Annotated in this window: 26 protein-coding genes and 1 riboswitch; of the genes, 10 read left to right on the top strand and 16 right to left on the bottom strand. The window is 75.8% G+C overall.

Translation table 11 applies throughout. The features are described 5' to 3' along the window. Genes HOP40_RS16470 through HOP40_RS16460 form a run of 3 tightly spaced genes read right to left on the bottom strand, consistent with a single transcriptional unit; the run spans nucleotide 1 to nucleotide 3,418 of the window. Nucleotides 1-843, bottom strand: coding sequence for a transglutaminase family protein (locus tag HOP40_RS16470; protein ID WP_172159550.1), 843 nt, complete (start codon nucleotides 841-843; stop codon nucleotides 1-3). After that, complete coding sequence (locus HOP40_RS16465; protein ID WP_172159548.1) at nucleotides 843-1,787, bottom strand: alpha-E domain-containing protein; 945 nt, start codon at nucleotides 1,785-1,787, stop codon at nucleotides 843-845. The genes HOP40_RS16470 and HOP40_RS16465 overlap by 1 nt, the downstream gene beginning before the upstream one ends. Next, nucleotides 1,781-3,418 (bottom strand): circularly permuted type 2 ATP-grasp protein, encoded by a 1,638-nt coding sequence (locus tag HOP40_RS16460; RefSeq protein WP_240157795.1) that lies wholly within the window; start codon nucleotides 3,416-3,418, stop codon nucleotides 1,781-1,783. The genes HOP40_RS16465 and HOP40_RS16460 overlap by 7 nt, the downstream gene beginning before the upstream one ends. 230 nt (nucleotides 3,419-3,648) lie before the next feature. Between HOP40_RS16460 and HOP40_RS16455 the strand changes: the two genes are divergently transcribed. Together HOP40_RS16455 and rpsT are read left to right on the top strand one after the other, a co-directional pair. After that, entirely contained in the window at nucleotides 3,649-4,833 is a 1,185-nt protein-coding gene (locus HOP40_RS16455; protein ID WP_172159546.1) for an MFS transporter, read from the top strand. Nucleotides 4,834-4,925: 92 nt separating this feature from the next. Then, complete coding sequence (gene rpsT / locus HOP40_RS16450) at nucleotides 4,926-5,189, top strand: 30S ribosomal protein S20 (protein WP_172159544.1); 264 nt, start codon at nucleotides 4,926-4,928, stop codon at nucleotides 5,187-5,189. Nucleotides 5,190-5,325: 136 nt separating this feature from the next. On the opposite strand, the gene holA is transcribed toward rpsT, so the two are convergent. Continuing rightward, nucleotides 5,326-6,291 (bottom strand): DNA polymerase III subunit delta, encoded by a 966-nt coding sequence (gene holA, locus HOP40_RS16445; protein WP_172168464.1) that lies wholly within the window; start codon nucleotides 6,289-6,291, stop codon nucleotides 5,326-5,328. Between the two features lie 103 nt (nucleotides 6,292-6,394). After that, a riboswitch (SAM riboswitch) is annotated at nucleotides 6,395-6,516 on the top strand. An 8-nt stretch (nucleotides 6,517-6,524) separates the two neighbouring features. On the opposite strand from holA, the gene thrC reads away from it, so the two are divergent. Next, nucleotides 6,525-7,793 (top strand): threonine synthase, encoded by a 1,269-nt coding sequence (thrC, locus tag HOP40_RS16440; protein ID WP_172159542.1) that lies wholly within the window; start codon nucleotides 6,525-6,527, stop codon nucleotides 7,791-7,793. On the opposite strand, the gene HOP40_RS16435 is transcribed toward thrC, so the two are convergent. From HOP40_RS16435 to HOP40_RS16385, 11 genes are all read right to left on the bottom strand, one after another. Then, on the bottom strand, nucleotides 7,699-10,116 hold the full coding sequence (locus tag HOP40_RS16435; RefSeq protein WP_172168455.1) for a ComEC/Rec2 family competence protein: 2,418 nt from the start codon (nucleotides 10,114-10,116) through the stop codon (nucleotides 7,699-7,701). The two genes, thrC and HOP40_RS16435, sit on opposite strands and share 95 nt — an antisense overlap. 206 nt (nucleotides 10,117-10,322) lie before the next feature. Continuing rightward, complete coding sequence (locus HOP40_RS16430) at nucleotides 10,323-11,399, bottom strand: ComEA family DNA-binding protein (protein WP_240157710.1); 1,077 nt, start codon at nucleotides 11,397-11,399, stop codon at nucleotides 10,323-10,325. Between the two features lie 139 nt (nucleotides 11,400-11,538). Further along, the gene (locus HOP40_RS16425; protein ID WP_172159540.1) at nucleotides 11,539-12,429 is read right to left on the bottom strand and encodes a DegV family protein; all 891 of its coding nucleotides are present in this window, start codon (nucleotides 12,427-12,429) and stop codon (nucleotides 11,539-11,541) included. Between the two features lie 9 nt (nucleotides 12,430-12,438). Beyond that, nucleotides 12,439-13,173, bottom strand: a complete 735-nt coding sequence (octT, locus tag HOP40_RS16420; protein WP_172159538.1) for a diglucosylglycerate octanoyltransferase — start codon at nucleotides 13,171-13,173, stop codon at nucleotides 12,439-12,441. Further along, a complete protein-coding gene (locus HOP40_RS16415; RefSeq protein WP_172159536.1) occupies nucleotides 13,174-13,800 on the bottom strand; it encodes a histidine phosphatase family protein in 627 nt (208 codons plus the stop codon). Then, nucleotides 13,797-14,195 (bottom strand): ribosome silencing factor, encoded by a 399-nt coding sequence (gene rsfS, locus HOP40_RS16410; protein WP_172159534.1) that lies wholly within the window; start codon nucleotides 14,193-14,195, stop codon nucleotides 13,797-13,799. Before rsfS ends, HOP40_RS16415 begins: the two co-directional genes overlap by 4 nt. Before the next feature lie 114 nt (nucleotides 14,196-14,309). Then, nucleotides 14,310-15,131, bottom strand: coding sequence for a hypothetical protein (locus tag HOP40_RS16405; protein ID WP_172159523.1), 822 nt, complete (start codon nucleotides 15,129-15,131; stop codon nucleotides 14,310-14,312). A gap of 8 nt (nucleotides 15,132-15,139) precedes the next feature. After that, on the bottom strand, nucleotides 15,140-15,736 hold the full coding sequence (gene nadD, locus HOP40_RS16400) for a nicotinate-nucleotide adenylyltransferase (RefSeq protein ID WP_172159521.1): 597 nt from the start codon (nucleotides 15,734-15,736) through the stop codon (nucleotides 15,140-15,142). A gap of 25 nt (nucleotides 15,737-15,761) precedes the next feature. After that, nucleotides 15,762-16,352 (bottom strand): alpha-ketoglutarate-dependent dioxygenase AlkB, encoded by a 591-nt coding sequence (locus HOP40_RS16395; RefSeq protein WP_172159519.1) that lies wholly within the window; start codon nucleotides 16,350-16,352, stop codon nucleotides 15,762-15,764. Nucleotides 16,353-16,464: 112 nt separating this feature from the next. Beyond that, nucleotides 16,465-17,889, bottom strand: coding sequence for a M20/M25/M40 family metallo-hydrolase (locus tag HOP40_RS16390; RefSeq protein ID WP_172159517.1), 1,425 nt, complete (start codon nucleotides 17,887-17,889; stop codon nucleotides 16,465-16,467). Between the two features lie 55 nt (nucleotides 17,890-17,944). Further along, entirely contained in the window at nucleotides 17,945-19,342 is a 1,398-nt protein-coding gene (locus HOP40_RS16385; protein ID WP_240157793.1) for a vWA domain-containing protein, read from the bottom strand. Between the two features lie 74 nt (nucleotides 19,343-19,416). On the opposite strand from HOP40_RS16385, the gene HOP40_RS16380 reads away from it, so the two are divergent. From HOP40_RS16380 to HOP40_RS16350, 7 genes are all read left to right on the top strand, one after another. Further along, entirely contained in the window at nucleotides 19,417-19,851 is a 435-nt protein-coding gene (locus HOP40_RS16380; RefSeq protein WP_172159513.1) for an SRPBCC family protein, read from the top strand. Nucleotides 19,852-19,914: 63 nt separating this feature from the next. Continuing rightward, nucleotides 19,915-20,592 (top strand): response regulator transcription factor, encoded by a 678-nt coding sequence (locus HOP40_RS16375; protein WP_172159511.1) that lies wholly within the window; start codon nucleotides 19,915-19,917, stop codon nucleotides 20,590-20,592. Continuing rightward, a complete protein-coding gene (locus HOP40_RS16370) occupies nucleotides 20,592-21,614 on the top strand; it encodes a HAMP domain-containing sensor histidine kinase (protein WP_172168451.1) in 1,023 nt (340 codons plus the stop codon). Before HOP40_RS16375 ends, HOP40_RS16370 begins: the two co-directional genes overlap by 1 nt. Then, a complete protein-coding gene (locus HOP40_RS16365; RefSeq protein WP_172159509.1) occupies nucleotides 21,611-23,062 on the top strand; it encodes a DUF4153 domain-containing protein in 1,452 nt (483 codons plus the stop codon). Before HOP40_RS16370 ends, HOP40_RS16365 begins: the two co-directional genes overlap by 4 nt. A gap of 57 nt (nucleotides 23,063-23,119) precedes the next feature. After that, the gene (locus HOP40_RS16360; protein ID WP_172159507.1) at nucleotides 23,120-23,458 is read left to right on the top strand and encodes an ArsR/SmtB family transcription factor; all 339 of its coding nucleotides are present in this window, start codon (nucleotides 23,120-23,122) and stop codon (nucleotides 23,456-23,458) included. Continuing rightward, complete coding sequence (locus HOP40_RS16355; protein ID WP_172159505.1) at nucleotides 23,455-23,931, top strand: SRPBCC domain-containing protein; 477 nt, start codon at nucleotides 23,455-23,457, stop codon at nucleotides 23,929-23,931. The genes HOP40_RS16360 and HOP40_RS16355 overlap by 4 nt, the downstream gene beginning before the upstream one ends. Continuing rightward, the gene (locus HOP40_RS16350; RefSeq protein ID WP_172159503.1) at nucleotides 23,928-24,548 is read left to right on the top strand and encodes a dihydrofolate reductase family protein; all 621 of its coding nucleotides are present in this window, start codon (nucleotides 23,928-23,930) and stop codon (nucleotides 24,546-24,548) included. Before HOP40_RS16355 ends, HOP40_RS16350 begins: the two co-directional genes overlap by 4 nt. Nucleotides 24,549-24,577: 29 nt before the next feature. Here the strand turns inward: HOP40_RS16350 and HOP40_RS16345 are convergent, their stop codons facing one another. Then, nucleotides 24,578-25,216, bottom strand: a complete 639-nt coding sequence (locus tag HOP40_RS16345) for a TetR/AcrR family transcriptional regulator (protein ID WP_172159501.1) — start codon at nucleotides 25,214-25,216, stop codon at nucleotides 24,578-24,580. Between the last annotated feature and the right edge of the window lie 13 nt (nucleotides 25,217-25,229).

Genomic DNA, 25,229 nt, shown 5'->3' with positions numbered 1-25,229 from the left:
TCAGGCCAGGCGCGTCATGTCGACGGTGACGTCGAGCGCGGCCGCGGTGCCGCCGGAGTAGATGCCCTTGAGCGGCGGCACGTCGGAGTAGTCGCGGCCGACCGCGACCCAGACGTGGCGGTGCCCGATCTCGATGTCGTTGGTCGGGTCGTAGCCCCACCAGCCGCCGGTCCACGCCTCGATCCACGCGTGGCTCTCCCCCGTGACGGTCTGGCGGACCTCGGTCTCCGCGCGCGGCAGCAGGTACCCCGAGACGTAGCGCGCCGGGATCCCCATCTCGCGCAGCAGCAGCAGCGTGAGGTGTGCGAAGTCCTGGCAGACGCCCTTGCGCGTCTCCCACGCCTCCACCGCGTTGGTGTGCACGCCGGTGGTGCCGGCCTGGTAGGTCAGGTGCTCGCGGACCCAGCGGCACGCGGCGAGCACGGCGTCGGCCGGGTCCCGGCCCCGCTTGAGAGCCTCGGCCGCGCGGGAGAGGTCGCGGTTGCGCACGACGTAGTCGGTGAACTCCAGGGTCTCGGTGAACCGGTCGCGCGCCGGCTCCCCCGCGAGCTCCTCCCAGGTGGCCGACCGCGCGGGCGCCAGTGCGTCGGCCGTCTCCACGACCGAGGTGGCGGTGACGGCGAGCTCGGTGTGCGGGGCGTGCAGGTCGAACGCGGTGACCGTCGTGCCCCAGTAGTCGGAGTAGCGGTAGGACCGCGTCGGCGGCACCGTCTCCACGCGGCTGACGATGACGTTCTGCCGGCTGTCGCTGCGCGGGGTCAGCCGCACCTCGTTGTAGGACTCGTGGACGGGCGCGGCGTACCGGTAGCCCGTCTCGTGCACGACGCGGATCCGCCAGCCCATCAGGAGACCTCCGGTGCGGTCCAGGCGACCCAGGGGGCGGCGTGGAAGTACTGCAGCGACACGGCCTCGCCGACGTCGCGGATGGTCGCCTGCAGGCCCATGAGCTGGGTCGGCAGGTCGTCGAGAAGCTCCTCGGGACGCAGGAACTCCAGCTCGGAGCGGGCCCGGCCGAGCAGCCGCAGCGCCTCGGCCTTGGCCCCGATCCGGGCGGTGGGGCGGTTGTCCAGGTCGGCCAGGCAGGTCTCGGCCTGGCGCAGCGCGTGGAACACCGACCGCGGGAACAGCTTGTCCATCAGCAGGAACTGCACGACGCGGGTGGCGTCGAGCGCGCCGCGGTAGGTGCGCAGGTAGGTGTCGGCGGCACCGGCGCTGCGGAGCACGGTGAGCCAGCCGGGGCTCGACATGCGGTCCGAGACCCGCGAGAGCAGCAGCCGCACCACCATGTCGACGCGCTCGACGGAGCGGCCGAGCAGGTAGAACCGCCAGCTGTCGTCGCGGCTCATCGTCGACGCCGCGAGTCCGGAGAACATGGCCGCGCGGTCCTCGACGTAGGAGAAGAACGCGTGCGGGCCGACCCAGCGGGCGTAGCGCTGCCGCTCGGGCAGCGCGTTCCAGGTGGCGTTGAGGCACTCCCACATCTCCGACGACACGACCTCGCGCGCGCCGCGGGCGTTCTCCCGCGCGCTCGACACGGACGCGACGATCGACCCGGCCTGCTCCGCCGAGTAGCCGACGAGCTCGGTGAGCGACCAGGCGTCGAGCGGGTCGCCCTCCGGCGCCTCGACGCCGAGCACCGCGAGCAGCGTGCGCGCGGTGGTGTCGGGGTCGACGGTGGCGTCCTCCAGGAGCTGGTGGACCGAGACGTCGAGGATGCGGGCGGTGTCGTCGGCGCGCTCGACGTAGCGCCCGATCCAGTACAGGGACTCGGCGTTGCGGGCTAGCACGGTGCGACTCCGTCGCCCGTGAGCGGCAACCCTGGCTGGAGCAACGATTCCCACTCACGACCCTGTTGCTGCTGCTGTTGCTGTTGCTGCTGGCCGATCGTCAGCTCGGGGCCGTGCTCGGCGGCGGGCGACCCGGCGGGCGAGGCCATCGCGAGCCCGCGCTGGCCCAGCTCCCGCTCGGCCTCCGGCGAGCGCTGCGCGGCGAGCACCCAGGTGTCCTTGCTCCCGCCGCCCTGGCTGGAGTTGACGACCAGGCTCCCCTTCGGCAGCGCGACGCGCGTCAGGCCGCCGGGCAGCACGAACACGCTCTCCCCGTCGTTCACCGCGAACGGCCGGAGGTCGACGTGGCGCGGCACCAGCCGGTCGTCGACCTTCGTCGGCACGGTCGAGAGCTGCACGACCGGCTGCGCGATCCAGCCGCGCGGGTCGTCGCGGATGTCCTTGCGCGCGGCCGCGAGCTGGCTGCGGGAGGCGTTGGGGCCGAACAGGATCCCGTAGCCGCCGGAACCCTCGACGGGCTTGAGCACCAGCTCGTCGAGCCGGTCGAGCACGTGGCCGCACTCGTCGTCGAGCCAGCAGCGGAACGTGTCGACGTTGGGCAGCAGCGGCTTCTCCCCGAGGTAGTAGGAGATCATCTCCGGGACGTAGGTGTAGACGAGCTTGTCGTCGCCGACGCCGTTGCCCACCGCGTTGGCGATGACGACGTTGCCCGCGCGGGCCGCGTTCATCACCCCCGCGACGCCGAGCACCGAGCTGGGCTTGAACTGCAGCGGGTCGAGGAACTCGTCGTCGATGCGGCGGTAGATGACGTCGACCTGCTGCTCGCCCTGCGTCGTGCGCATGTAGACGACGTTGTCGCGGCAGAACAGGTCGCGCCCCTCGACGAGCTCCACGCCCATCTGGCGCGCGAGCAGCGAGTGCTCGAAGTAGGCGGAGTTGAACACGCCCGGGGTGAGCACGACGACCGTCGGGTCGGCCTCGTTGGCCGCCGCCGCCGAGCGCAGGGCCCGCAGCAGGTGCGTCGAGTAGTCGCCGACGGCGCGCACGCGCTGGCGGCTGAACAGGTCGGGGAAGACCCGCGCCATCGTGCGGCGGTTCTCCATCACGTACGACACGCCCGAGGGGTTGCGGAGGTTGTCCTCCAGCACCCGGAACGTGCCGGCCTCGTCGCGGACCAGGTCGATCCCGGCGACGTGGATCCGCACGCCGTTCGGCGGGTTCAGCGCGTGCGCGGCGCGGTGGTAGTGCTCGCAGCTGGTGATCAGCCGGCGCGGCAGCACGCCGTCGCGGACGATCTCGGCGTCGCCGTAGATGTCGGCGAGGAACGCCTCCAGCGCCTGCACCCGCTGCACGATGCCCTTCTGCAGCTTGGCCCACTCCCCCGCGCTGATGACGCGCGGCACGATGTCGAGGGGGAACGGCCGCTCCTGGCCCGACAGCGAGAACGTGATGCCCTGGTCGACGTAGGCGCGGTCGAGCGCCTCGGAGCGCACGGCCAGGTCGGCCGCCGCGGTGGGGGCGATGGCGTCGTGCAGGGCGCGGTAGTGCGACCGGATCCGGCCGTCGGAGTGGAACATCTCGTCGTACGCACCGGCGTAGGGGCGGTCGGGCTCCAGGTAGCCGTCGAACAGTGCGGAGCCCTCGACCGGCGCGCCCTGCTCCGCGACGTCCCCCGACCTGGGATCGCCGGTCCGCTCGGTGGCCTTGGCGGGCGCGGGGCGACGGCGCTCGGTTGCGCGGCTCACGGTCCTCCTCGCCGCGGCCGCAGGGTGCGGCCGACGGTGGTCATCCTCGCCCAGCGCGGCGCGCCCGAGCCAGTTCGGGATGCTACGGCCACGTAACGGCACGTAGTGTCCCCGCGGTGGACGGGCGCAGCGGGTGGATCACCGTCGCGGTGGCGTTCACGTCCATGGCCGTCGTGTTCGGGGTCGCGTACAGCTTCGGGGCGTTCTTCGCGCCGATGGCCGCCGAGTTCGGCACCGGCAGCGGCGCCACCTCGCTCGTCTTCGGGGTCACGGCGTGCTGCTGGTTCGTGCTCGGGTCGGTCAGCGGCCGCGCGGTCGACCGGTTCGGGCCGCGCCCCGTGCTGCTGGTCGCGGCGCTCGCGCTGGGCGCCGGGCTGCTCGTCACGGCGGCGGTGCGCGACCTGTGGGTCGGCTACCTCACCTACGGCCTCGGCGTCGGGGTCGCCGTCGCCTGCGGGTACGTGCCGATGGTGGCGGTCGTCGGCGCCTGGTTCGAGCGACGGCGGGCGATCGCGCTCGCCGTGGCCGTGTCCGGCATCGGGATCGGGACGCTCGCCGGCGCGCCGCTGGCCGCCGCCCTGATCGACGCCGTCGGCTGGCGGCAGACGCACGTCGTCTTCGGGATCGGCGGCGCGGCGCTGCTGCTGGTGTGCGCGCTCGTCGTGCGCCGCCCGCCCGCGCCCACGTCGGGCCCGTCGATGCCGGTCGGGGAGCTCGTGCGGACCGTCGCGTTCCGCTCGATGTACGCCGCCACGCTGCTGTCCTCGCTCGCGCTGTTCGTGCCGTTCGTGTTCCTGCCCGCCACCGCGCTCGCCCTCGGCGCGTCGGCGGTCGCCGCGGCCGCGCTCGTCGGCGTCATCGGGGTGTCGAGCGTCGTCGGGCGGCTGGCGATGGGCACGGTGGCCGAGCGGTTCGGGCGGATCGCCACGTTCCGGGCGTCGTTCGCGGTGCTCGGCGCGAGCTTCGCGATCTGGTTCGTGGCGGGCTCCTACCCGGTGCTCGTGGTCTTCGCCGCCGTGCTCGGGGTGGGCTACGGCGGGTGGATCGCGCTGCAGCCCGCCGTCATCGCCGAGCTGTTCGGGCTGCGCGGACTCGGCGGCGTCGTCGGGCTCGTCTACACCTCCGGCGGGATCGGCGCGCTGCTCGGCGCGCCGGTGGCCGGCCTGCTGGTCGACGTCACCGGCGGCTACGGGTGGGCCATCGTGTTCGCGGGCGTGTGCGGGGTGGGGTCGTTCCTGGCGCTCATCCCGCTGCGGGGCCCTGCACGGGGTGATGTCGTGTCCGCGGAGACCCCGCTGTAGCATGGATCGTCGAGCGCCCGGCGAGATGTGTGAAACCGCCGCCAGGGCCTTCCGAACAGACACCAGCGGCAGGAAGAACCGAGGCACAGCGCGTGGCGAACATCAAGTCCCAGATCAAGCGGGTCAAGACCAACGAGAAGGCGCGTCAGCGCAACAAGTCGGTCAAGTCCGCCGTCCGCACCGCGGTGCGCCGCTTCCGCGAGGCCGCGGCCGCCGGCGACACCGAGAAGGCCGTGGAGCTGCAGCGCGCCGCCGCCAAGGCTCTGGACAAGGCCGCCAGCAAGGGCGTCATCCACAAGAACCAGGCGGCCAACCGCAAGTCGGCGATGGCCAAGAAGGTCACCACCGCCGCCTGATCACGGCATCCACGACGGCGCCGTCCCCTGTGGGGACGGCGCCGTCGTCGTGCGCGGGCCGGGTCGTCGTGCGCGGGCCGTGCCGCGCACGGGCCGCGGCGACGCGCGCGGGCGCCGGCGGCGCCGGCGTCGTGCGTCAGCGCCGGTCCCGGGCCGCGCAGATGCCGAGGACCGCGCGCTCGAGCGCGTAGCCCGGCTCCGGGGACGCGCCCTTGACCTCGGCGTTGAGCCGCGCCGTCGCGGCGAACGCCTCCACCAGACCGTTCGGGTGCCAGTCGCGCACCTGCTGCTGAGCGCGGCGGACCTTGCCCGGCGGCATCCCCAGCGCACCCGCGATCCGGTTCGGGTCGCCGCGGCCGGCGGAGCTGACGCGGGCCAGCGCGCGGATGCCCGCCGCCAGCGCGTCGGCGATCACGACGGCCGGCACGCCCAGGGACTCGGCGGACCGCAGGGCCTCCAGCGCGCCGGCGCGGTCGCCCGCCACCGCCAGGTCGGAGATGTCCCAGCCGAAGACCTCGGCCCGACCGCGGTGGTAGCGCCGCACCGCGGCCTCGTCGATCCGGCCCCCGGTGTCGGCGACGAGCTGGGACGCCGCCGAGGCGAGCTCGCGCAGGTCGGAGCCGACCGCCTCGACGAAGACCTCGGCCGTGCGCGCCGACATCGTGCCGCCCAGGCGCTTGATCTCCGACCGCACGAACGCCGTGCGCTCGTTGGGCCAGCGGACCTGCGGGCACACGACCACCTCGGCGCCCCGGGCGCGCAGCGCCTCCACGAGGGCCTTGTTGCGGGCGCCGCCCGCGTGCGTGACGACGAGCGTGATGCCCTCCGCGACGTCGGCGGCGTGCTCCGCGATCGCCGTGGCGAGGTCCTTGCCCGCCTCGTGCGCGGACGCCACCACGACGATCCGGGCCTCGGCGAACAGCGAGGGGCTCAGGGCGTCGGCCAGGTCGACCGGCGAGAGCTCGGTGGCCCGGTAGCGCCGCAGCTCCGCCCCCGCCTCGCCGGCGCGCACCTCCGACGTGACGTCCTGCACGGCGCGTTCGACCAGCAGTTCCTCCTCGCCGAGGACGAGCCGGACCGGTGCGGGAGCCACGCCCGCCATCGTCGCGCACGGCACCGACGACCGGTGATCCGGCTCCCACATGCCGGACAAGTGTTGGGATCGGGGTCGCTCATGTCGTAGCGTCATCGGCACAACTGCACATGGCTCATCCAGAGGGGCAGAGGGAACGGCCCGTTGAAGCCCCGGCAACCGGCGAGACACGCACCAGCGGCGTGCTCGATCACGGTGCCAATTCCGACCCGCACGGTGCGGGGAAGATGAGGAGATCTTCGATGTCGCTGCTCGCTGACGTGTCCACGTCCACCTCCACGTTCGATCTCGGGCCCGCTCGTGCCCTGTCCTGCCGGGAGTGCGGCCACCGCATCCCGCTGGCCGCCGAGTTCGCCTGTCCCCAGTGCTTCGGCCCGCTCGAGGTCGCCTACGAGTTCGGCGACGTCACCCGCGCCTCCATCGAGGCCGGCCCGCAGTCGATCTGGCGCTACCGCGGCCTCCTGCCCGTGCCCAGCACCGTGCAGGACGTGCCCAACACCGAGCCGGGCATGACCCGCCTGATCAAGGCCGACCGCCTCGGCGCCGCCCTCGGCATCCGCAACCTGTGGGTCAAGGACGACACCGGCAACCCGACGCACTCGTTCAAGGACCGCGTCGTCGCCGTCGCGCTGGCCGCGGCCCGCGAGCTCGGCTTCACCGTCCTGTGCTGCCCCTCCACCGGCAACCTCGCCAACGCCGTGGCCGCCGCGGCCGCCCGCGCCGGGTGGGACTCCGTCGTCCTCATCCCGAAGTCGCTGGAGCAGGCCAAGGTCCTCACCACCGCGGTGTACGACGGCACGCTGCTCGCCGTCGACGGCAACTACGACGACGTCAACCGCCTGGCCACCGAGCTGGCGGCAGAGCACGAGGACTGGGCGTTCGTGAACGTCAACGTGCGGCCCTACTACGCCGAGGGCTCCAAGACCCTCGGCTACGAGGTCGCCGAGCAGCTGGGCTGGCGCCTGCCGGAGCAGATCGTGGTGCCGGTGGCGTCGGGCTCGCAGCTCACGAAGGTCGACAAGGGCTTCCAGGAGTTCGGCTCGCTCGGGCTCGTCGAGGCCACGCCGTACACGATCTTCGGCGCCCAGGCCACCGGCTGCTCGCCGGTCGCGAAGGCCTTCGACGACGGCCACGACTGGATCCAGCCCGTGCGGCCGGACACCATCGCCCGCTCGCTCGCGATCGGCAACCCGGCCGACGGCCCCTACGTCCTCGACGCCGTGCGCCGCACCGGTGGCGCGGTCGGGCACGTCAGCGACGAGGAGGTCGTGGAGGGGATCCGGCTGCTGGCCCGCACCGAGGGCGTGTTCGCCGAGACCGCGGGCGGGGTCACCGTGGCCACCACCCGCAAGCTGCTCGCCGAGGGCAAGCTCGACCCGGACGCCGAGACCGTCCTGCTGATCACCGGCGACGGCCTCAAGACCCTCGACGCCGTGGCCGGGCAGATCGGGCCGACCGCCACGGTGCCCGCCACCAGCGCGGCGGTGCGCGAGGCGCTCGAGAACCGCTGACGAGCACGCGGCGGCGGCGGGCCGGCAACGGGTCGCCCCGCCGCACCAGCTCGGCCGTCCCCGTGCCCTCGGGCCCGAGCACGGCGACGTCGCCGGCCTGGTCGGTGCGCGCCACCGCGACCCCGGCGCGCTCCAGCCCGGACATCAGCCCCGGGTCGGGGTGGCGGTAGATGTTGCCCTGCCCGACGCTCACCAGCACCGCGCGCGGCGCGACCGCGTTGAGGAACTCGACGCTGGTGTAGCGGCTGCCGTGGTGCGGCATCTTCAGCACGTCGGAGCGCAGGTCCGTCCCGGACGCCACGAGGTCGGCCTGCGCAGCGAGCTCGACGTCGCCGCTGAGCAGGACCGTGCCGGCGGCCGTGCGGGCGCGCAGCACGAGCGAGCCGTCGTTGACGGCGGTGCCGTCGTCGGGGTCGAGGTGCGGGTCGGGCCGCAGCGGGCCGATCACGTCGAGGACGAGGCCGGGCCACTCCAGGCGCTGCCCGGCCGCCAGCGCCACCACCGCGACGCCGTGCGCCGCCGCCGCCCGCCCCACCCCCGCGAGCCCGCCCGCGGGCAGGAGCACCGGCCCCACGGCCACGCCGCCGGTCGGCCGCCCGCGCAGCGCGCCGTCGAGCCCGCCGATGTGATCGGCGTGCAGGTGGCTGAGCACCACCAGCGCGAGGCTCCGCACCCCGAGGCGGTCGAGGCACGCGTCGACCGGGCCGGTGTCGGGGCCCGCGTCGACGAGCACGGCCCGGCCCGGCTCCCCCGTGGCGAGCACGATGGCGTCCCCCTGCCCGACGTCGCACGCGACCACCGCCCAGCCCGGCGGCGGCCAGCCCGGCGGCACCACCCGCGTCGGGACCAGCACGAGCGCCAGCCCCAGCAGGACCGCGAGGAGCAGCGCCCGCCCGCGTCGCGCCCGCCAGAACAGGACGAGCACGACGAGAGCCACGGCCAGCAGCAGGGCGCCCGGCACGCCGTCGGGCCAGGGCAGCGCCGCGTCCGGCACGGCCGCCGCGCGGTCGGCCACCTCCACCAGCCACCCGGCGAACGGCCACGCGAGCCAGGCGCACACCTGCGCCGCGCCCGCGCTCACCGGCGAGACCAGGGCGGCCAGCACGCCGAGGACCGTGGCAGGCGCGACGGCCGGCACGGCGAGCAGGTTGGCCAGCACCGCCACCGGCGCGACCTGACCGGACAGCCCCGCCACCACCGGTGCCGTGGCCAGGAACGCCGCCGCCGGGACGACGACGGCCTCCGCCGCCCACCCCGGCGTCCCGCGCGCCCGCAGCGCCGCCGCCCAGCCCGGCGCGACGAGCACCAGCGCGCCCGTGGCCAGCACCGACAGCGCGAAACCCGGGTCGACGGCCAGGGCGGGGTCGGCGAGCAGGAGCGCGAGCACGGCGACGGCGAGCGCCGGCACCGCCGAGCGCCCGCGGCCCAGCGCCAGGGCGAGCAGCACCACCGCCCCCATCGCGGCAGCCCGTACCACGCTGGGCGAGGGCCGGGCCAGCACGACGAACCCGAGCACCGCCAGCCCGCCCGCGACGGCCGACACCCGGGGGTCGGCCCGGAACAGGCGCAGCAGCGCGAGCACGGCCCCTGCGACGATGGCGAGGTTGGCGCCCGACACCGCCGTGAGGTGCGTGAGACCGGACGCGCGGAAGTCGTCCTGCACCTCGGTGGTCATCCGGGTCGTGTCGCCGACCGCGAGTCCGGGCAGCAGCCCGCCCGGGGCCTCGGGCAGCGCGGACGCGGCGTCGCGCAGGCCGGTGCGCAGCGCGCCGGCGCCGGTCTGCCACCACGGCGGCGGCGTGACGTCGTCGGGTGCGCCGCGGGCCCGCAGGACGGCGACGGTGAGGTCGGCGCGCCCGGCCGGAGCGAGCAGGCCGTGCGCGGTGAGGGCCTGGCCGGGCAGCAGCCCGCGCCACTCCTCGCCCGGCGCGATGAGCAGGACCCGGCCACCGGCGTCCCACACCCCGCCCGCCGCCTCGGCGCGCACCAGCCGGGCCGCGACGAGCACCTGCGGCTCCCCCGGCACGGCCGACCGGATGGGCTGCGGGTCGTCGGTGGTGACGACGTGCAGCGTGGCCGCCGCCCCGGCCTCGGCCGCCGCGCGCACGGGGTGCCCGGCGACGAGGACGCCGTGCGCCGCGACCACCAGGCCGGCCGCGGCGGCGCACCCCGCGGCCGCGAGCAGCACCGCCGACCGGCGGCGCACCCCGACCGCCGCGGCCACGGCGGCCAGGGCGGTGACGACGGCCGCGGCCACCGGCCCGAGCACCAGCCCGACGAGGACCACGGCCCACGCGGCCAGGGCGGCCGGGACCAGGCGCAGGTCGGGCGGGCGGAGCTGGTCGGGCGTTCGGCGCTGGTCGGCTGGCCGGCGCGGGTCGGCCGGGCGGCGCGGGTCGGCCGGGCGGCGCGGGTCGGCCGGGCGGCGCGGGTTCGCTGGACGCCGCGGATCTGCCGGACGGCGCGGGTCGGACGGCCGGCCCTGGCCGGGTGGCGGACGTGGCGCCGGCGGCGGGCGCCCGGGCGTGCTCACACGACCACCAGCTCGCGGAGCTGCGCGAACCGGCGCTCGCCGATCCCCTCGATCTCCCGGAGCTGCTCCACCCGGGTGAAGCGCCCGTTGCGCCCGCGCCACTCCAGGATCCGCTGCGCGGTGACCGGCCCGACCCCGGGCAGCGCGTCGAGCTGCGCATGCGTGGCGGTGTTGAGGTCGACCGGGCCGGCCGCCGCGCCCACCCCCGCGGCGTCGCCACCCCCGCCGCCGGGGTCCGCCGGCGCCGGGGCGGCGTCCACGGCCGCCGGCACCCCGACCGCGATCTGCTCCCCGTCGACGACGCGGCGGGCCAGGTTGAGCGTGGAGAGGTCGGTGCCGGGCAGCGCGCCGCCCGCGGCCTGCAGCGCGTCGGCCACCCGGGAGCCGTCGGGCACCTCGACCAGGCCCGGGCGCGCGACCTTCCCGGACACGCTGAGCACCAGCGGCCCGGCCGGGGCCGCGACCGTCGCCGAGGCGGCCGGTCCGGCGCTCGGCGCGGGCGCGTCCGGCGCCGACGTCACCACCACGGCCGGCAGTGCCGCCACCGGTTCGGACCGCGGCCGGTCGAGCCACACCCCCGCGGCGGCGACGGCCGCGGCCAGGGCCGCCACCAGGGCCAGCGCCGTGGCGCCCGGCCGGCCCGGGTCGACCCGGGCCCCGCGCCAGGCCGCGGGGACGACCGCGGCCAGAACCCGAGCCCGCCACCCCGACGGCGGCTCGCCGCCGAGCCCCCCACCATCGGACCCGCCACCATCGGACCCGCCACCGCCGGACCCGCCACCGCCGAACCCGCCACCGCCGAACCTGCCACCGTCGCCCGCGGCGCCGCGGGACACCGCACCGGCGACGCCACGGCGGCCGGAGACCGGGCCACGGCCGACGCCGGAGCCGGCATCGGCGTCAGGGGTCGGACCAGGCGCGAACCCCGCCAGCAGCAGCGGCACCGTCGGCGGGTCGATGGAGCCCCCGGGCTCCCGCAGCCCCGGCGGCCACGCCCCGCCCGGTGGCATGCGCTCGGGCACCGGCCCGACCGCCGCCGCGAGCCGGCCACCGGGGTCTCCTCGTCTGGCCACCCCCCGACGCTAGGACCGGATCGGCCCCGCGGACGGACGAGTCGTTCCCCTGTGGACGGAGCGGGCCCGATGTGGACAACTCCCCCGCGACGGCCCGTGGCCCGCCGGTCCGCCTGCGACGATCGTGCGGCGGCCGGGGTCAGCCCGAGCCGACCGCCGGCGCCGGCGGCTCACCCGGCACCACCACGACCCCGAGCACCCCGAGGCCCACGTGCGCACCGATCACCGCTCCCACCTCGCTCACCAGCAGCCGGGCGATCGCCGGCACCCGCTCCCGCAGCCGGGCCGCCACCTCCTCGGCCCGCGCCGCCGCCCCGAGGTGGTGCACGGCGAGGTCGACCGGGCCGTCGCCGGCCGCCCGCACCGCCAGGTCGACGAGACGCTGCGCCGCCCGCGCCGTGGTGCGCACCTTCTCCAGCGGCACGATCCGGCCCTGCACGACGTGCAGCAGCGGCTTCACCGCGAGCGCCGTGCCGAGCAGCGCGGCGGCGGCGCCGATGCGGCCCCCGCGGCGCAACCGGTCGAGCGTCTCCACGGAGAAGAACACCCGGCACCGCGCGGCGACAGCGGCGGCGGCCGCCTCGGCCTCGGCACCCGAGGCTCCGGCGTCGGCCGCGTCGGCGGCGGCCAGCACCGCGTACCCGAGCCCCATCGCCGCGGCGCGCGAGTCGACCACCCGCACGCGGTCGGAGCCCACCTCGTCGGCCGCGATCCGCGCGGCCTCCCACGTGCCCGACAGCTCCCGCGACAGGTGCACCGACACCACCGACGCGGCCCCGGCGTCGAGCGCCTCCCGGTAGCACGCGGCGAACTGGGCCGGCGCCGGCCGCGAGGTCTGCACGTCGACGCGGTGGTCGGCGAGCGCCGCCGTGAGCGCGGCGGTGTCGATGTCGACGCCCTCACGCCCCGTGCGCGACCCGAGGCGGACCTCCAGCGGCACGATCCGCACGCCGCGCTCGTCGGCCACGCCCGGGGGCAGGTACGCGGTGGAGTCGGTGACGATCGCCGTCGGACCGGAGGAAGGGGACACGGGCGGACACTAACCGGCCCGGAGCAGGCCGCGCACGACGTCGGCGCAGGCCCGGCCGACGGCGGCGTGGGCCTCCCAGCCCCAGTGCATGCCGTCGGGGTTGCCGTGGCCGCCCAGCACGTGCTCGCCGACGAGTGCGCGCAGGTCCAGCAGCGGCACGCCGGCCGGCCCCGCCCAGGCCCGGATCGCCCTCTCCGCCGCGGGGCGCCCGGGGTGCACCGGCCCGTAGACCGCCGCCCGGTGCACCGGCGGCACCGACGCGACGACGGGGATCCCGGGGCGGATCGCCCGCACGGCCGCGGTGGTCCGCTCGAGGTACTCGACGGTGAGGCGCGGGGGCAGCGCCACCGGCCCGCCGCCGGGCAGCGTCCGCGCGAACGCCCGCGCCAGCCGCGGCTGGGCACGCAGGTACCCGGACCGGACGCGGCGGCGCAGGCCCTCGGGGCGCAGCACCGGGATGAGCTCGCGCAGCGCGGTCGGCAGCGGCGAGGGCAGCGTGTCCATCCCCCCGATGCCGAACACCAGGACGTCGACGTGCGGCAGCAGCGTCCAGACGTGCGGGTCGTGGGTGAGCGCGTGCCAGGCGTGACGCGCCGTCCACCCGATCCCCGCCACGAGGTCTGCCCGTCCGCCGAGCGCGGCGGCGGCCACGTTGGGCCACAGCCGCGGCTCGTCGGCGGGCTCGGCGCGGTCGGGGCCGTGGAAGCTCAGCGAGTCGCCGAACACCAGGAGCCGGGGGGACACCTACCCCTCGGTGCCGACGTTGTAGGCGACGAGGCGCCAGCGGGGGTGGTCGGCGCGGCGGGCGAGCGCGGCCCACCGGCAGTTGCCGATGCCCCCGATCGCGGGCCACGACTCGATCGGCATGGCCAGCAGCCCGCAGACCAGTCCGGCGATCATGCCGCCGTGCGCCACCAGGACCGCGGTGGACGACTCGGAGCCGTCGGCCAGCGAGTCGTCGAGCTCGTCGACGACCGGCGTGCACCGGCGGACGACCTCGATGCGCGACTCCCCGCCGGGCGGTGCCCAACCCGGGTCCTGGCGCCACGCGGCGATGGCGCCGGGCCACTGCTCCTCGATCTCGGGGACCGTGCGGCCCTGCCAGTCGCCCAGGTGGGTCTCGCGCAGCCGCGGGTCGATCTCGACGTCCAGCGCGCACGCCTTGGCGACGATGTCGGCCGTGGCCGCGGCCCGCAGCAGGTCGGAGCTGATCAGCCGCGCCGGCTTGAGCCGCGCGACCTCCGGCGCCACCACGGCGGCCTGGGCGAGGCCCTCCTCGGTGAGGTGGGAGTTGAGGTGCCCCTGCATGCGGCCGGTGGCATTGAAGTCGGTCTGCCCGTGCCGCAGGAGCACGAGCTGGCGCAGGGTCACTCGACGCCGGTCTCGAGCGCCGGCCCGTCGGGCGTGAGCGCCTCGGGGAACTCGATGCGCGGGCAGTCCTTCCACAGGCGGTCGAGCCCGTAGAAGCCGCGCTCCTCGGTGTGCTGGACGTGCACCACGACGTCGACGAAGTCCAGCAGCACCCAGCGGCCCTCGCGGGTGCCCTCGCGCCGGGTCGGCTTGGCGCCGTGCAGCCGCAGCTTCTCCTCGACCTCGTCGACGATGGCCTGCACCTGGCGCTCGTTGGGCGCCGAGGCGATCACGAAGCAGTCGGTGATGACGAGCTGCTCGGACACGTCGAGCACGACGATGTCCTGGGCCTTCTTGTCCGCGGCGGCCGTCACGGCCACCCGGGCCATGTCCAGCGCCTGGTCGGTGGCGGTCACGCGTCCCCTCTCCCGCGGGTGGGGCCACCCGGGTCTCACCCGCCAGTGTCCCAGCCGCCGGTCGAGCCGACCCGACGGGTGGGGGCCGACGGGTCCGGCGGAGGTGACGAGGACCTACGCGTGCCCCACCAGCGCCGAGATCCGCTCGCGGAACCCGGCCAGCAGCTCGTCGCGCTGAGCCGGGGTCATCGTGGTGGGGCGCACCTCGTCGCGCCAGCGGTAGTCCTCGAGCCAGGTGGCGACGGGCAGGGCCTCCCAGCGCAGGCCGCCGGTGCCGACGAACTCGCGCAGCGCGTCGATGCTGCGCGCCGCGGGCGAGGACCCGCCGGGGCCGTGAGTGGCCCGCAGCGCCGGCAGCTCGGGCACGTAGAGGTCGCTCTTGGCCAGCGCCAGCACGAGCCAGCGCGGGCGTCGGTGCGCGGCGATCGCCATCTTGAGGTGCGTGAGCGTCTCGTCGAGCTCGGCCTGCTCCTCGCGGCGGTGGTGCTCGACGAGCTCGTCGAGCGAGAGCGCGGCGGTGGCCGGCTCGGCGCCGTCCTCGCGACGGCTGCGGAACCCGTTGGCGACGACGTGCACCACGCCGACGACCGGCTCCGTGTGCAGCAGCCGCGCCAGCGACGCGTAGCGCACGCCGCCCTCGCCGTGCCCGGGGACGACCCGGAACCGCACGCCCCGGCCGCGCCACAGCGGCTGGTCGATGTGCTCCTCCTGCTCCGACCGCGCCTGCGACGGCGTGTAACTCCGCAGACGCGAGCGCTGCAGGTGCTGGGCGAGCACGGTCTTGCCCGACCCCGCCGCCCCCGTCACCACGACGAGCGGGAAGCGCTTCCCGCGGGCCTCGGTGACGGCCCCGAGCGCGTCGCGCCCGGCCTCGGCCGCGAGCCGCGCGAGCCCCGCCGCGGTGCCGATGACGGCTCCGCCCCCGGCCCTGCTCACTGGTCTGGTCACTGCTCCCCCTGCTCCCGGTACAGCCCGCGCTTCGCGATGTACTGCACCACGCCGTCCGGAACGAGGTACCAGACCGGGTGCCCCTCCGCCACGCGGCGACGGCAGTCGGTGGACGAGATCGCCATCGCCGGCACCTCGACGAGCGTGACCGCGCCCTCGGGCAGGTGGTCGTCCTCGAGCTCGTAGCCGGGCCGCGTGACCCCGACGAAGTGGGCGAGGGAGAACAGGTCCTCGACATCGCGCCACGACAGGATCGCGCCGAGCGCGTCGGCGCCGGTGATGAAGAACAGCGACGCGTCGGGCATCTCCGCGTGCAGGTCGGTCAGCGTGTCCTTGGTGTAGGTGGGGCCGGAGCGGTCGATGTCGACGCGGCTCACCCCGAACCGCGGGTTCGACGCCGTCGCCACGACCGTCATCAGGTAGCGGTCTTCGGCCGGGGTGACCGACCGCGCGCCCTTCTGCCACGGCTGCCCCGTGGGCACGAAGACGACCTCGTCGAGACCGAACAGGTCGGCCACCTCACTGGCGGCCACGAGGTGGCCGTGGTGGATCGGGTCGAACGTCCCGCCCATCACTCCGATCTTGCGCTGCACGGGCGAAGCGTAGTGCGCGACGGGATCAGCGCTGGTAGGCGTGCCGGAACTGCACGCTGATCCGCGGCCCGGACACCGCGCACCGCGGCACCGCGTGCTGCCAGGTGCGCTGGCAGGACCCGCCCATGACCAGCAGGTCCCCCGGCCCGGGGAGGTAGCCGACCGACGCGCCACCGCCGTGCGGGCGCAGCCGGAACGGGCGCACCGCACCCAGCGACACGAGCGCGACGACGGCCGAGGGCAGCTCCCGCGCGACCCGGTCGCCGTGCCAGGCCACCGCGTCGTCGCCGTCGCGGTAGAGGTTGGCGCCGACCTGGGTGAACGCGACGCCGTAGCGCTCCCCCAGCCGCGCGGCCATGACCCGCAGCCGCTCCGGCGCGTCGACGGCTTCCCAGCGGTGCGTCAATCGCGGCTCGGCGACGACCCGGTCGTACATCCGGACCCGCCGCTGCGGGCCCCAGGGCGTGTGCGCGAGCAGGTCGGCGAACAGGTCGTCGGCGTCGGGGCACCAGCCGGGCTCGTGGTCGACCCACGCGCCGCCGGCCAGCTCCTGCCGCACGCACCCGCCGCCGACCTCCGCACCGTCGAGGAGGGCGGGCTGCCAGGCGAGGTCCACGAGCCCAGGTTAGCCGATATCGAACATCAGTTCGACCCCCTTCTCGCGAGCGAACGGCACTCTCGCCCAAGCACGTTGGGAGAAAGTGCCGTTCGCGCGGGGAGGGGGTGGGTCAGGAGGCCAGTGTGTACGTCGCGTACGCCACCGCATCGGCGTTCTGGTCGAGCACCGCGGTGTCGACGTTGTCGAAGGTGTCGCACGCGGCGTGGTAGCAGGGGTCGTAGGCCTCCCCCGCCGTGCCGCCGTGGCGCTGCGCCTGCTCCGGGGTCTTCACGCCCTCGGCCCCGGTGAACAGCCCGCCGGCCGGGATGCCCGCGGCGATGAAGGGGCCGTAGTCGGAGCGGCCGTTGAAGTCGGTGCCCTCGTGGGTCAGGCCGCGGTCGTCGTAGAACTCCTCGAACACGTCCTCGATCGCCGCGGAGCCCTCCGGGCCGGCCGGGGCGCCGACGGCGTCGGAGTCGTCGCCGTCGTAGACGAAGCGGACCGCGTTGGGCGAGCCGACCATGTCGAAGTTGAGGTAGGCGCTGATCCGCGCGCGCTCGGGCTCGGGCAGGTTCGTCACGTAGGAGGTGGCGCCGACCAGGCCCAGCTCCTCGGCGCCCCACCAGGCGAACCGGACGGTCCGCGCGGTCTCCGCTCCCGCCATGGCCTGCGCGACGGCGAGGACCGCGGCGCTGCCGCTGCCGTTGTCGTTGATGCCGGGACCCTCGGGCACCGAGTCGAGGTGCGCGCCGACCATCAGCACCTCGTCGCCGGTGCCGGGCTTCTCCGCGAGGACGTTGGTGGTGGTGCGGGTGCCGCTCTGCGAGGTGGTCGCCAGCGAGACGGTGGCCCCGGCCAGCGCGTCGGCGAGCGCCGCCGTCGCGCCGACGACGGGGAGGTCGACCGGCTCGCCCAGGGTGGCCTGCAGGAGCCCGGAGTTCTCCGGCGTCTCCCCGGAGTTGACGACGATCGCAGCCGCGGCACCGGCGTCGAGCGCGTTGGCCGCCTTGACCCCGAACGGGCACGTGCCGCGCTGCAGCAGCGCGATCTCGCCGTCGGGGAAGTCGGCGAAGTCGACCGGCTCGCACCCGCTGGTCGACGAGCCGCGCGGCGGGACCTGCAGGTCGACGGGCACCGCGGTGCCCGTGACGTCGCCGCTCCCGGAGAACGACATCGTGGCGAAGTCGGTGCCGGCCACGTACTCGGTGCCGTCGGACTCCAGCGACTCGCTCTCCACCTCGAAGAACGGGAACTCGAGGGCCTCGGTGGTGACGGTCAGCCCGGCCTCGCGCGCGGTGCGCACCACGTACTCCACCGACGCGTCGTAACCCGGCGTGCCCGACGCGCGGTTGCCGCCGTTCGCGTCGGCGACGTCCTGCAGCGCCCGCTGGTGCGCCCGCACGGTGTCGACGGTGACGCACTCCAGCAGCGCCGCCGCGTCCGCGGGCGCGGCGCCCTCGCACCCGGGAGCGCTCGACGCGGCGGTGGTGGCGACGACGGAGGCGGCGAGCCCCACGACCGTCGTGACCGCGATGGCCCAGCCTCGTACCGACATCCGTCAGACAGTGCCGACACCGCCCGTGGGCCGTCAAATCGGCTCGCCCGGCGGCTCACACGGGCAGCAGCGCCTCCACGACGTCGGCCAGCTGGGCGGCCGTGCGGCACTCGTGCATCGGGAGGACGTCGGCGTAGCGCAGGGCCGCGGAGTCGCCGCTGCCCCACTGGCGGCGGGGTTCGGGGTTGAGCCAGTGGGCGTGCCGGGCCGCGCCGGTGATGCGGCGCAGCACCGTGAGGTTGGGGTCGCGGTAGTTGGTGCGGCCGTCGCCGAGGATGAGCAGCGAGGTCTTCGAGGTGATCGCCTCGCCCCAGTGCTCGGCAAAGCCGCCGAAGGAGCTGCCGTAGTCGCTGTGGCCGTCGAAGGCGACGAGCTCGGCCTCGCGCAGCACCCGCTGCATGACGCCCGACAGCTCGGCCCCGGGCTCGAACAGGTGCGTGACCTCGTCGGCGCGCTCGACGAACGCGAACACCCGCACCTTGGAGAACTGCTCGCGCAGCGCCTGGACCAGCAGCAGCGTGAAGTGGCTGAACCCGGCGACGGACCCGGACACGTCGCAGAGGATCACCAGCTCGGGGCGCCCGGGGCGGCGCGTGCGGTAGGCCGGGCGCATCGGCACGCCGCCCGTGGACATCGAGCGCCGCAGCGTCCGGCGCATGTCCAGCGTGCCGCGCTTGGCGTGCTTGCGGCGCACCGCGAGCCGCGACGCGAGGCGCCGGGCCAGCGGGTGCACGGTGCGGCGCAGGGCCGTGAGCTGCTCGGCGTAGGCGGAGAGGAACTCGACCTGCTCGGTCTGCTTGGGCACCGCGGTCTTCGCGACCTGGTCGCGCCCGCGCGTCTCGGCGGTCCTGCGGCGCACCTCGTCGGTGATCATCTTCCGGAAGGCGGCGATCCGGTCGCGGATCTCGCGGCGCAGGACCTCGTCGGCGAAGGCGTTCTCCCCGTCCTCGCCGGACCGGAGGTCGGCCATGATCCGGGCCAGCAGCGTCTCCGGGGAGAGCATCCGCAGTGCCTGGTAGGCCGACCAGCTCGGCTGCCCGCCCGTGCCGCGGATGCCGGTGCCCGCCGCGCCGGCGCTGCCCAGGGCGTCGACGACGGCGCGGGCGAGGTCCTCCAGCGCGGCGGTGTCGCCGTCGCGGAGCAGGTCGGCGAGGATGTCGCGCAGGGCGTCGATGTCGACGGGACCGCCCTCGGCGTCGTCGACGCGCGGCACCTCCACCTCCCCGACGCCCCCGCCCAGCGCGGCCGGGAAGTACAGCTCGAAGAGCGTGTCGAACACCTGCCGCTGCCCCGACCGGCGCAGGACCGCGCTCGCGAGGCCCTCGCGCAGGTGCTCGCGGTGCAGCAGGTCCAGGGCGGCGAGCACCCGGGCGGCGTCGATCGTCTCCCCCGGCCCGACGGCGACGCCGTGGCGGCGCAGCGCGGCCACGAAGTCGACCAGGTGCCCGGGCATACCGTGGTCGGAGGCGATGCGCGCGGTGTCCACACCACCATCATGCATCGCGGGGAGCGACGGGAGGAGGTCCGATGGGTGTCGACGTCCGCACGGAGACCGTGATCCGCAGGCCGGTCGAGGAGGTGGCGGCGTTCGCGGCGGACCCGTCGAACGCGCCGCGGTGGTACGCGAACATCTCCTCGGTGGAGTGGGAGACGGCCCCGCCCGCCGCCGTCGGCTCGCGGATCGCGTTCGTGGCGCGGTTCCTGGGCAGGCGCATCGCCTACACCTACGAGATCACGGAGCTGGTCCCCGGCGAGCGGCTGGTCATGCGGACCGCGCAGGGCCCGTTCCCGATGCGGACGACCTACACGTGGGAGCCCGTCGAGGGCGGCACCCGGATGACCCTGCGCAACGACGGGGAGCCCGGCGGGTTCGGCGCCCTCACCGCTCCGCTCCTGGAACGGGCGATGCGTGGCGCCAACCGCAAGGACCTGGCCGCGCTCGCCGCGATCCTGGAGGGCTGACCTCCACAGGATCTCCACACCGGTCCCGGGACCCCTCCACGGATCCTCACTAGGTTTCCCGGCATGGCTGCACGCAGGGTCCTGGTCGTCGACGACGAGCCGACGATCGCCGCGTCGGTCGCCGCGCGGCTGCGGTCGGAGGGGTTCGCGGTCGAGGTGGCGCACGACGGGCCCTCGGCGATGGCCGCGTTCGAGGCCGTCGAGCCCGACCTGGTCGTCCTCGACGTCATGCTCCCCGGGTTCGACGGCCTCGAGGTCTGCCGCCGCATCCAGGCCCGCCGGGCGGTCCCCGTGCTCATGCTCACCGCGCGCGACGCCGAGACCGACCTGCTCGTCGGGCTCGCCGTCGGCGCCGACGACTACCTCACGAAGCCGTTCTCGATCCGCGAGCTCGCCGCGCGGGTGCACGTCCTGCTGCGGCGCGTCGACCGGGCGCAGGAGCGCGCGGAGACCCGGATCGTGCTGGGCGAGCTGGAGATCGACGTCGCGCAGCGCCGGGTCGCGCGCGCCGGGGAGGCCGCGCACCTGACGCCGCTGGAGTTCGACCTGCTCGTGCACCTGGCCGGGCGACCGCGCACGGTCGTCACGCGGGAGGCGCTGCTGGCGAGCGTGTGGGGCTGGTCGGACGGCGCGGGAGCGCGGACCGTCGACTCCCACGTCAAGGCCCTGCGCCGCAAGCTCGGCGCCGACCTGATCCGGACCGTGCACGGCGTCGGCTACGCGTGCGAGGTGCCGGCGTGATGCGACCGCCGAGCATCCGACCGCTCGACCGCGTGCGGTCGATCAAGCTCAAGATCAGCATCCTGCTGCTCGTGTCGGGCGGGGTGGGCCTGGCCTACCTCTACCTCGAGTTCCGGTGGCAGCCGCCGATCCCGACGACGCTGGTGACGATCGCACTGGTCCTGCTGACCGCGCAGGTGCTGGGCAACGGGATGACCCGCCCGGTGCGCGAGATGATCGACGCCGCGCGCGCGATGGCGTCGGGCGACTACACCCGGCGCGTCCGCGCGACCTCCCGCGACGAGGTCGGCGAGCTGGCCGCGGCGTTCAACCGGATGGCCGCCGACCTCGCCGAGGCCGACCAGCGGCGCCGCGAGCTGATCGCCAACGTCTCCCACGAGCTGCGCACGCCGATCGCGGCGCTGCAGGCCGTGCTGGAGAACGTCGTCGACGGGGTGGCCGAGCCCGACCCGGCCACGCTCGGCACGGCGCTGGCGCAGACCCAGCGGCTGGGGCGGCTGGTGACCGAACTGCTCGACCTGTCCCGGATCGACGCCGGCACGCACGTCCTCGACGCCCACGACGCCGACCTCGAGCCGCTGCTGGCCCAGGCCGTCGCGGAGGCGGAGGTGGCGGCGCGGGTGGCCGGGCGCGGCATCCGGTTCGTCGTCGACGTCCCGCCGGGCACGTCGGTGCACGCCGACCCGGAACGACTCCACCAGGTGGTGGTCAACCTGCTCGACAACGCGGCGCGGCACGGGCCGCCCGGCAGCGAGGTGCACGTGAGCGGACGGCGCGAGGGAGGGGACATCGTGATCGAGGTGCGCGACGAGGGCCCGGGGATCGCCCCGGAGGACCGGGAGCGGGTGTTCGGCCGCTTCACCCGCGGCGAGCGGGCGGTCGGCGGCGGCACGGGGCTGGGGCTGGCGATCGCGCGGTGGGTCGTCGACCTGCACGGCGGGCGGATCCAGGTCGCGCCGACGACGCCCGGCTGCCGGATCCGCGTGACCCTGCCCGTCGCCGGTGTGCGGAGCGCCGCGTGAGCGCCCCGGCCGTCGACCTCGTCAAGCGCGCCCCGGAGCGGCTGCTGCCGCCGGCTCCCCCGCTGTTCCCGGCGCGCTGGCCCGGCCCGCCGCCGCCCGCGCCGCGCACGGTGCTCGCGGTGTGCGGCGTCGCGGGGCTGGGGGCGGCCGTCGCGGTGCCGGCGGGGGCGCCCGGGCTGGGCTGGGCCGTCGTCGCCGTGCTGCTGGCCGCGCTGACGGCAGTGGTCCGGCGCCGTCCGCACCCCGTCGACGCGGCGTGGGGGCTGCTCGCCGTCGCGCTGGCGTCGGTGGCCGCGGTGCGCGACGCGCAGTGGCTCGTGGAGCTGTGCCTGCTGGCGGCGTGCGGCGCGGGGTCGCTCGCCGTCGCGGGCCGCTCGTTCCGCGGCGTCCTCACCGGCGCGCTGGTGCTGCCGGTGGCCGCCGTGCGCGGGCTGCCGTGGGTGGTGCGGGGGCTGCCGGGATTGCGCGGCCACGCCCGGCTGCTCGTCTCGGGCGCCGTCGGGATCGGGCTGGTGGCGGTGTTCGGGGCGCTGCTGACCTCGGCGGACGCGGCGTTCGCCGGCCTCGTCGACGGGCTGGTGCCCGCCGTCGACCTCGACGGCGCCGCCCGCGGCCTGTGGCTGTCCGGGCTGGGCGCCACGGGGATGGCCGGCGCGTGCTTCCTGCTGGCCGCGCCGCCCGACGCGCCCGAGCCGCGCGCGCCGGCGCCGTCGCGGCTGCGCCCGGCGGAGTGGGCGCTGCCCGTCGGGCTGCTGGTCGGGCTGTTCGCGGCGTTCGTCGCCACGCAGTTCGCGACGCTGTTCGGCTCCGACGCCCACGTCCTCGCCACCACCGGCCTCACCTACGCCGAGTACGCCCGCAGCGGCTTCTGGCAGCTCCTCGCGGTCACCGTGCTCGCGCTCGGCGTCATCGTGCTCGGGGCGCGCTGGGCGCCGCCGCGGGCCGGGCGGCGCGGGCTGCTCGCGGCCCTCGCCGTGCTCACGCTGGTGATCGTGGCGTCGGCGCTGGGCCGGATGTGGCTCTACCAGGAGGCGTACGGCTTCACGGTGGCGCGGCTGCTCGTGCTGGCCTGCGAGCTGTGGCTGGGGTTCGGGTTCGTGCTGGTCCTGGGCTCGGTGCTGGCCCGGCGCCCGCGGCGGCCGCTGCGCGGGATGGTCGTCTCGGGGGCGGTGGCCCTGCTCGCGCTGGCCGTGCTCGACCCGGAGCGGTTCGTGGCGCAGCGCAACGTCGAGCGGTTCGCGGTGACCGGGCAGATCGACGTCGGCCACCTCTCCGGGCTCTCCGCCGACGCGGTGCCGGTGCTGGCCGGGCTGCCCGAGCCGCTGCGCCTCTGCGCGCTGGGGCCGATCGCGGCGAGCACGGGGTCGGGTGACTGGCGGTCGGCCAACCTGAGCCGGGCGGCGGCGCAGGAGGTGCTGACCGGCGTTGCGCCGTCGCGGGGGTGCTGAGCACGGCTCGATGCTGTGCCCTTGAGCTAAGTGTGTTCCTCTGCCACACTTAGCCGCGTGGCACAGTATTCGACGGAGCTCGACGGCGTGCTCGTCGCACTCGCCGACCCGACGCGGCGCGGCGTCATCCGACGCCTCGGCCGCGGCCCGAGGAGCGTGGGCGACCTCGCCGGCGAGTTCCCGATGACCCTGCCGTCCTTCATGAAGCACGTGCGCGTGCTGGAGACGAACGGCCTGATCAGCACGGTCAAGCACGGCCGGGTGCGCACCTGCGCGCTGCGGCCCGGACGCCTCGCGCTCGTCGACGACTGGCTCGCCGAGCAGCGCCGCATCTGGGAGGACCGCACCGACCGGCTCGAGCACCTCCTCACCGATCCCCCGGAGGAACGACGATGAACCCCGATCTCGACCTGACCCTGGAACGGGTCATCCGCGCCCCGCGGGACGCCGTGTGGAGCGCGTGGACCGACCCGTCCCGCCTGGAGCAGTGGTGGGTCCCGGCCCCGACGGCGTGCCGCGTCGACCGCCTGGACGTCCGGTCCGGCGGCGCGTTCGTGACGCGGATGAGCGAGGACGGGGCGCGGTTCGTCCCGCAGATCGACGCGACCTTCCTCGTCGTCGACGAGCGGGAGCGGATCGTGTTCACGAACGCGATCGACAGCGCGTGGCGGCCCGCGGTCCCCGCCCCGGTGGCCATGACGGCCGAGATCACGCTCGCCGACCACCCGGACGGCACCCGCTACCGGGTGCTCGTCCGGCACGGCGATCCGGCCGCCCGCGCCCTCCACGCGGAGCTCGGGTTCGCCGACGGCTGGGGCACGGTCACCGGCCAGCTCGCCGGGGTCGTCGAGAGCCGGGCCGTGCGATGAGGGTCGTCCTCACGGAGTTCGTCACCCTCGACGGCGTCAGCCAGGGCCCCGGCTCGCCGACCGAGGACACCAGCGACAGCTTCACCATGGGCGGCTGGCTCGTCCCCCACCTGGACGACGTGTTCGTCCAGCGCACCTCCGAGTGGCTGGACCTCGCCGACGGCCTGCTGCTCGGGCGGCGCACCTACGAGGCGTTCGCCCGGGACTGGCCGCGCATCACCGACCCGGACCCGTTCACCGAGCGGATGAACGCGCTGCCGAAGTACGTGGTCACCAGCACCCTCACCGAGGGGTCCTGGCACCCGACGACCGTGCTCCGCGGCGACCCGGTCCGGACCGTCGGGGAGCTCCGGGACCGTCCGGGACGGGAGCTGCAGATCCACGGCAGTGCGCGCCTGGGCCGCACCCTGCTGGCGGCCGGCCTCGTCGACGCGCTCCGGCTCGTCGTCGCACCGACCGTCGTCGGGTCCGGGCGGCGGCTGCTCGACCCGGGCGGGCCCGTCGGCCTCCGGCTCGTCGGTCACGAGGTGACGGGGAACGGCCTGCTGCTGCTGGAGTACGAGGCGGTCGGCGCCGCCCCGGTGGCGGAGTACGAGGGCCTCGCGGCCTTCGTCTGACGCCGGACAGGCCGCCCCCTCGCCGTGCGTCAGGCCGTCACGGGGGCGCCGAGCAGGGCGTCGGCCGTCGTCCGAGCCAGCCAGGACTCGAAGCGGTCCCAGCCCCAGCCGCGGCGGCGGACGAGCCGGTCGGCGAGGTCGGGGGCGGTCAGGGCCCAGAGCACGGCCGCCGCGTCCTCGACGTCGAGGGCGTCGCGCAGCCCGAACCGCTGCGCGACCAGCCCCGCCACGGCGCGGGTGCCCATCGCGCGCTCCTCCTCCACGGTCTCGGCGAACGCCCGCAGGTCGGGGTCGTCGGCCGTGAGCAGCACCCGGAGCAGCGGATGGGTGCGCTCGCCGACGGCGCGGGCCGTGCCGGCGTAGAGGGCCAGGCACTCCCGTCCGTCGACGGCCGCCCGCATCGCCCGCGCGGCCGGGCGCTCCGCCATCGGCACGGGGTCGTCGTCGCCCGCGAGCGCCACGTCGTAGACCGCCTTGAGCAGCGCGGGCTTCCCGCCCACCGCGTTGTAGACGGTCTGGACGCTGACCTGCGCCGCCGCCGCGACGGCGGCGAGCGTGGTCCCGGTGTAGCCGCCGTCGACGAAGGCGGCGTGCGCGGCCTCCAGGACGCGGCGGCGGGCCTGCGCGGCCTGCTCGGTGCGCAGGGCCGTGGAGTAGCGGCGGACCATCCGGACCCCCTTG

It is taken from the genome of Pseudonocardia broussonetiae (genome assembly GCF_013155125.1).
GTDB classification, from domain to species: Bacteria; Actinomycetota; Actinomycetes; order Mycobacteriales; family Pseudonocardiaceae; genus Pseudonocardia; species Pseudonocardia broussonetiae.
The sequence above is the reverse complement of the archived record's forward strand: the minus strand, read 5'-3'. Positions and strand labels throughout refer to the sequence as shown.

Excerpts from the sequence above, each read along its gene's own strand:
- HOP40_RS16470 (WP_172159550.1), bottom strand. The coding sequence starts at position 843 with ATGGGCTGGCGGATCCGCGTCGTGCACGAGACGGGCTACCGGTACGCC.
- holA (WP_172168464.1), bottom strand. The coding sequence starts at position 6,291 with ATGGCGGGCGTGGCTCCCGCACCGGTCCGGCTCGTCCTCGGCGAGGAG.
- thrC (WP_172159542.1), top strand. The coding sequence starts at position 6,525 with ATGTCGCTGCTCGCTGACGTGTCCACGTCCACCTCCACGTTCGATCTC.
- HOP40_RS16390 (WP_172159517.1), bottom strand. The coding sequence starts at position 17,889 with ATGTCGGTACGAGGCTGGGCCATCGCGGTCACGACGGTCGTGGGGCTC.
- HOP40_RS16385 (WP_240157793.1), bottom strand. The coding sequence starts at position 19,342 with ATGCCCGGGCACCTGGTCGACTTCGTGGCCGCGCTGCGCCGCCACGGC.
- HOP40_RS16380 (WP_172159513.1), top strand. The coding sequence starts at position 19,417 with ATGGGTGTCGACGTCCGCACGGAGACCGTGATCCGCAGGCCGGTCGAG.
- HOP40_RS16375 (WP_172159511.1), top strand. The coding sequence starts at position 19,915 with ATGGCTGCACGCAGGGTCCTGGTCGTCGACGACGAGCCGACGATCGCC.
- HOP40_RS16370 (WP_172168451.1), top strand. The coding sequence starts at position 20,592 with ATGCGACCGCCGAGCATCCGACCGCTCGACCGCGTGCGGTCGATCAAG.
- HOP40_RS16355 (WP_172159505.1), top strand. The coding sequence starts at position 23,455 with ATGAACCCCGATCTCGACCTGACCCTGGAACGGGTCATCCGCGCCCCG.
- HOP40_RS16350 (WP_172159503.1), top strand. The coding sequence starts at position 23,928 with ATGAGGGTCGTCCTCACGGAGTTCGTCACCCTCGACGGCGTCAGCCAG.
- HOP40_RS16345 (WP_172159501.1), bottom strand. The coding sequence starts at position 25,216 with ATGGTCCGCCGCTACTCCACGGCCCTGCGCACCGAGCAGGCCGCGCAG.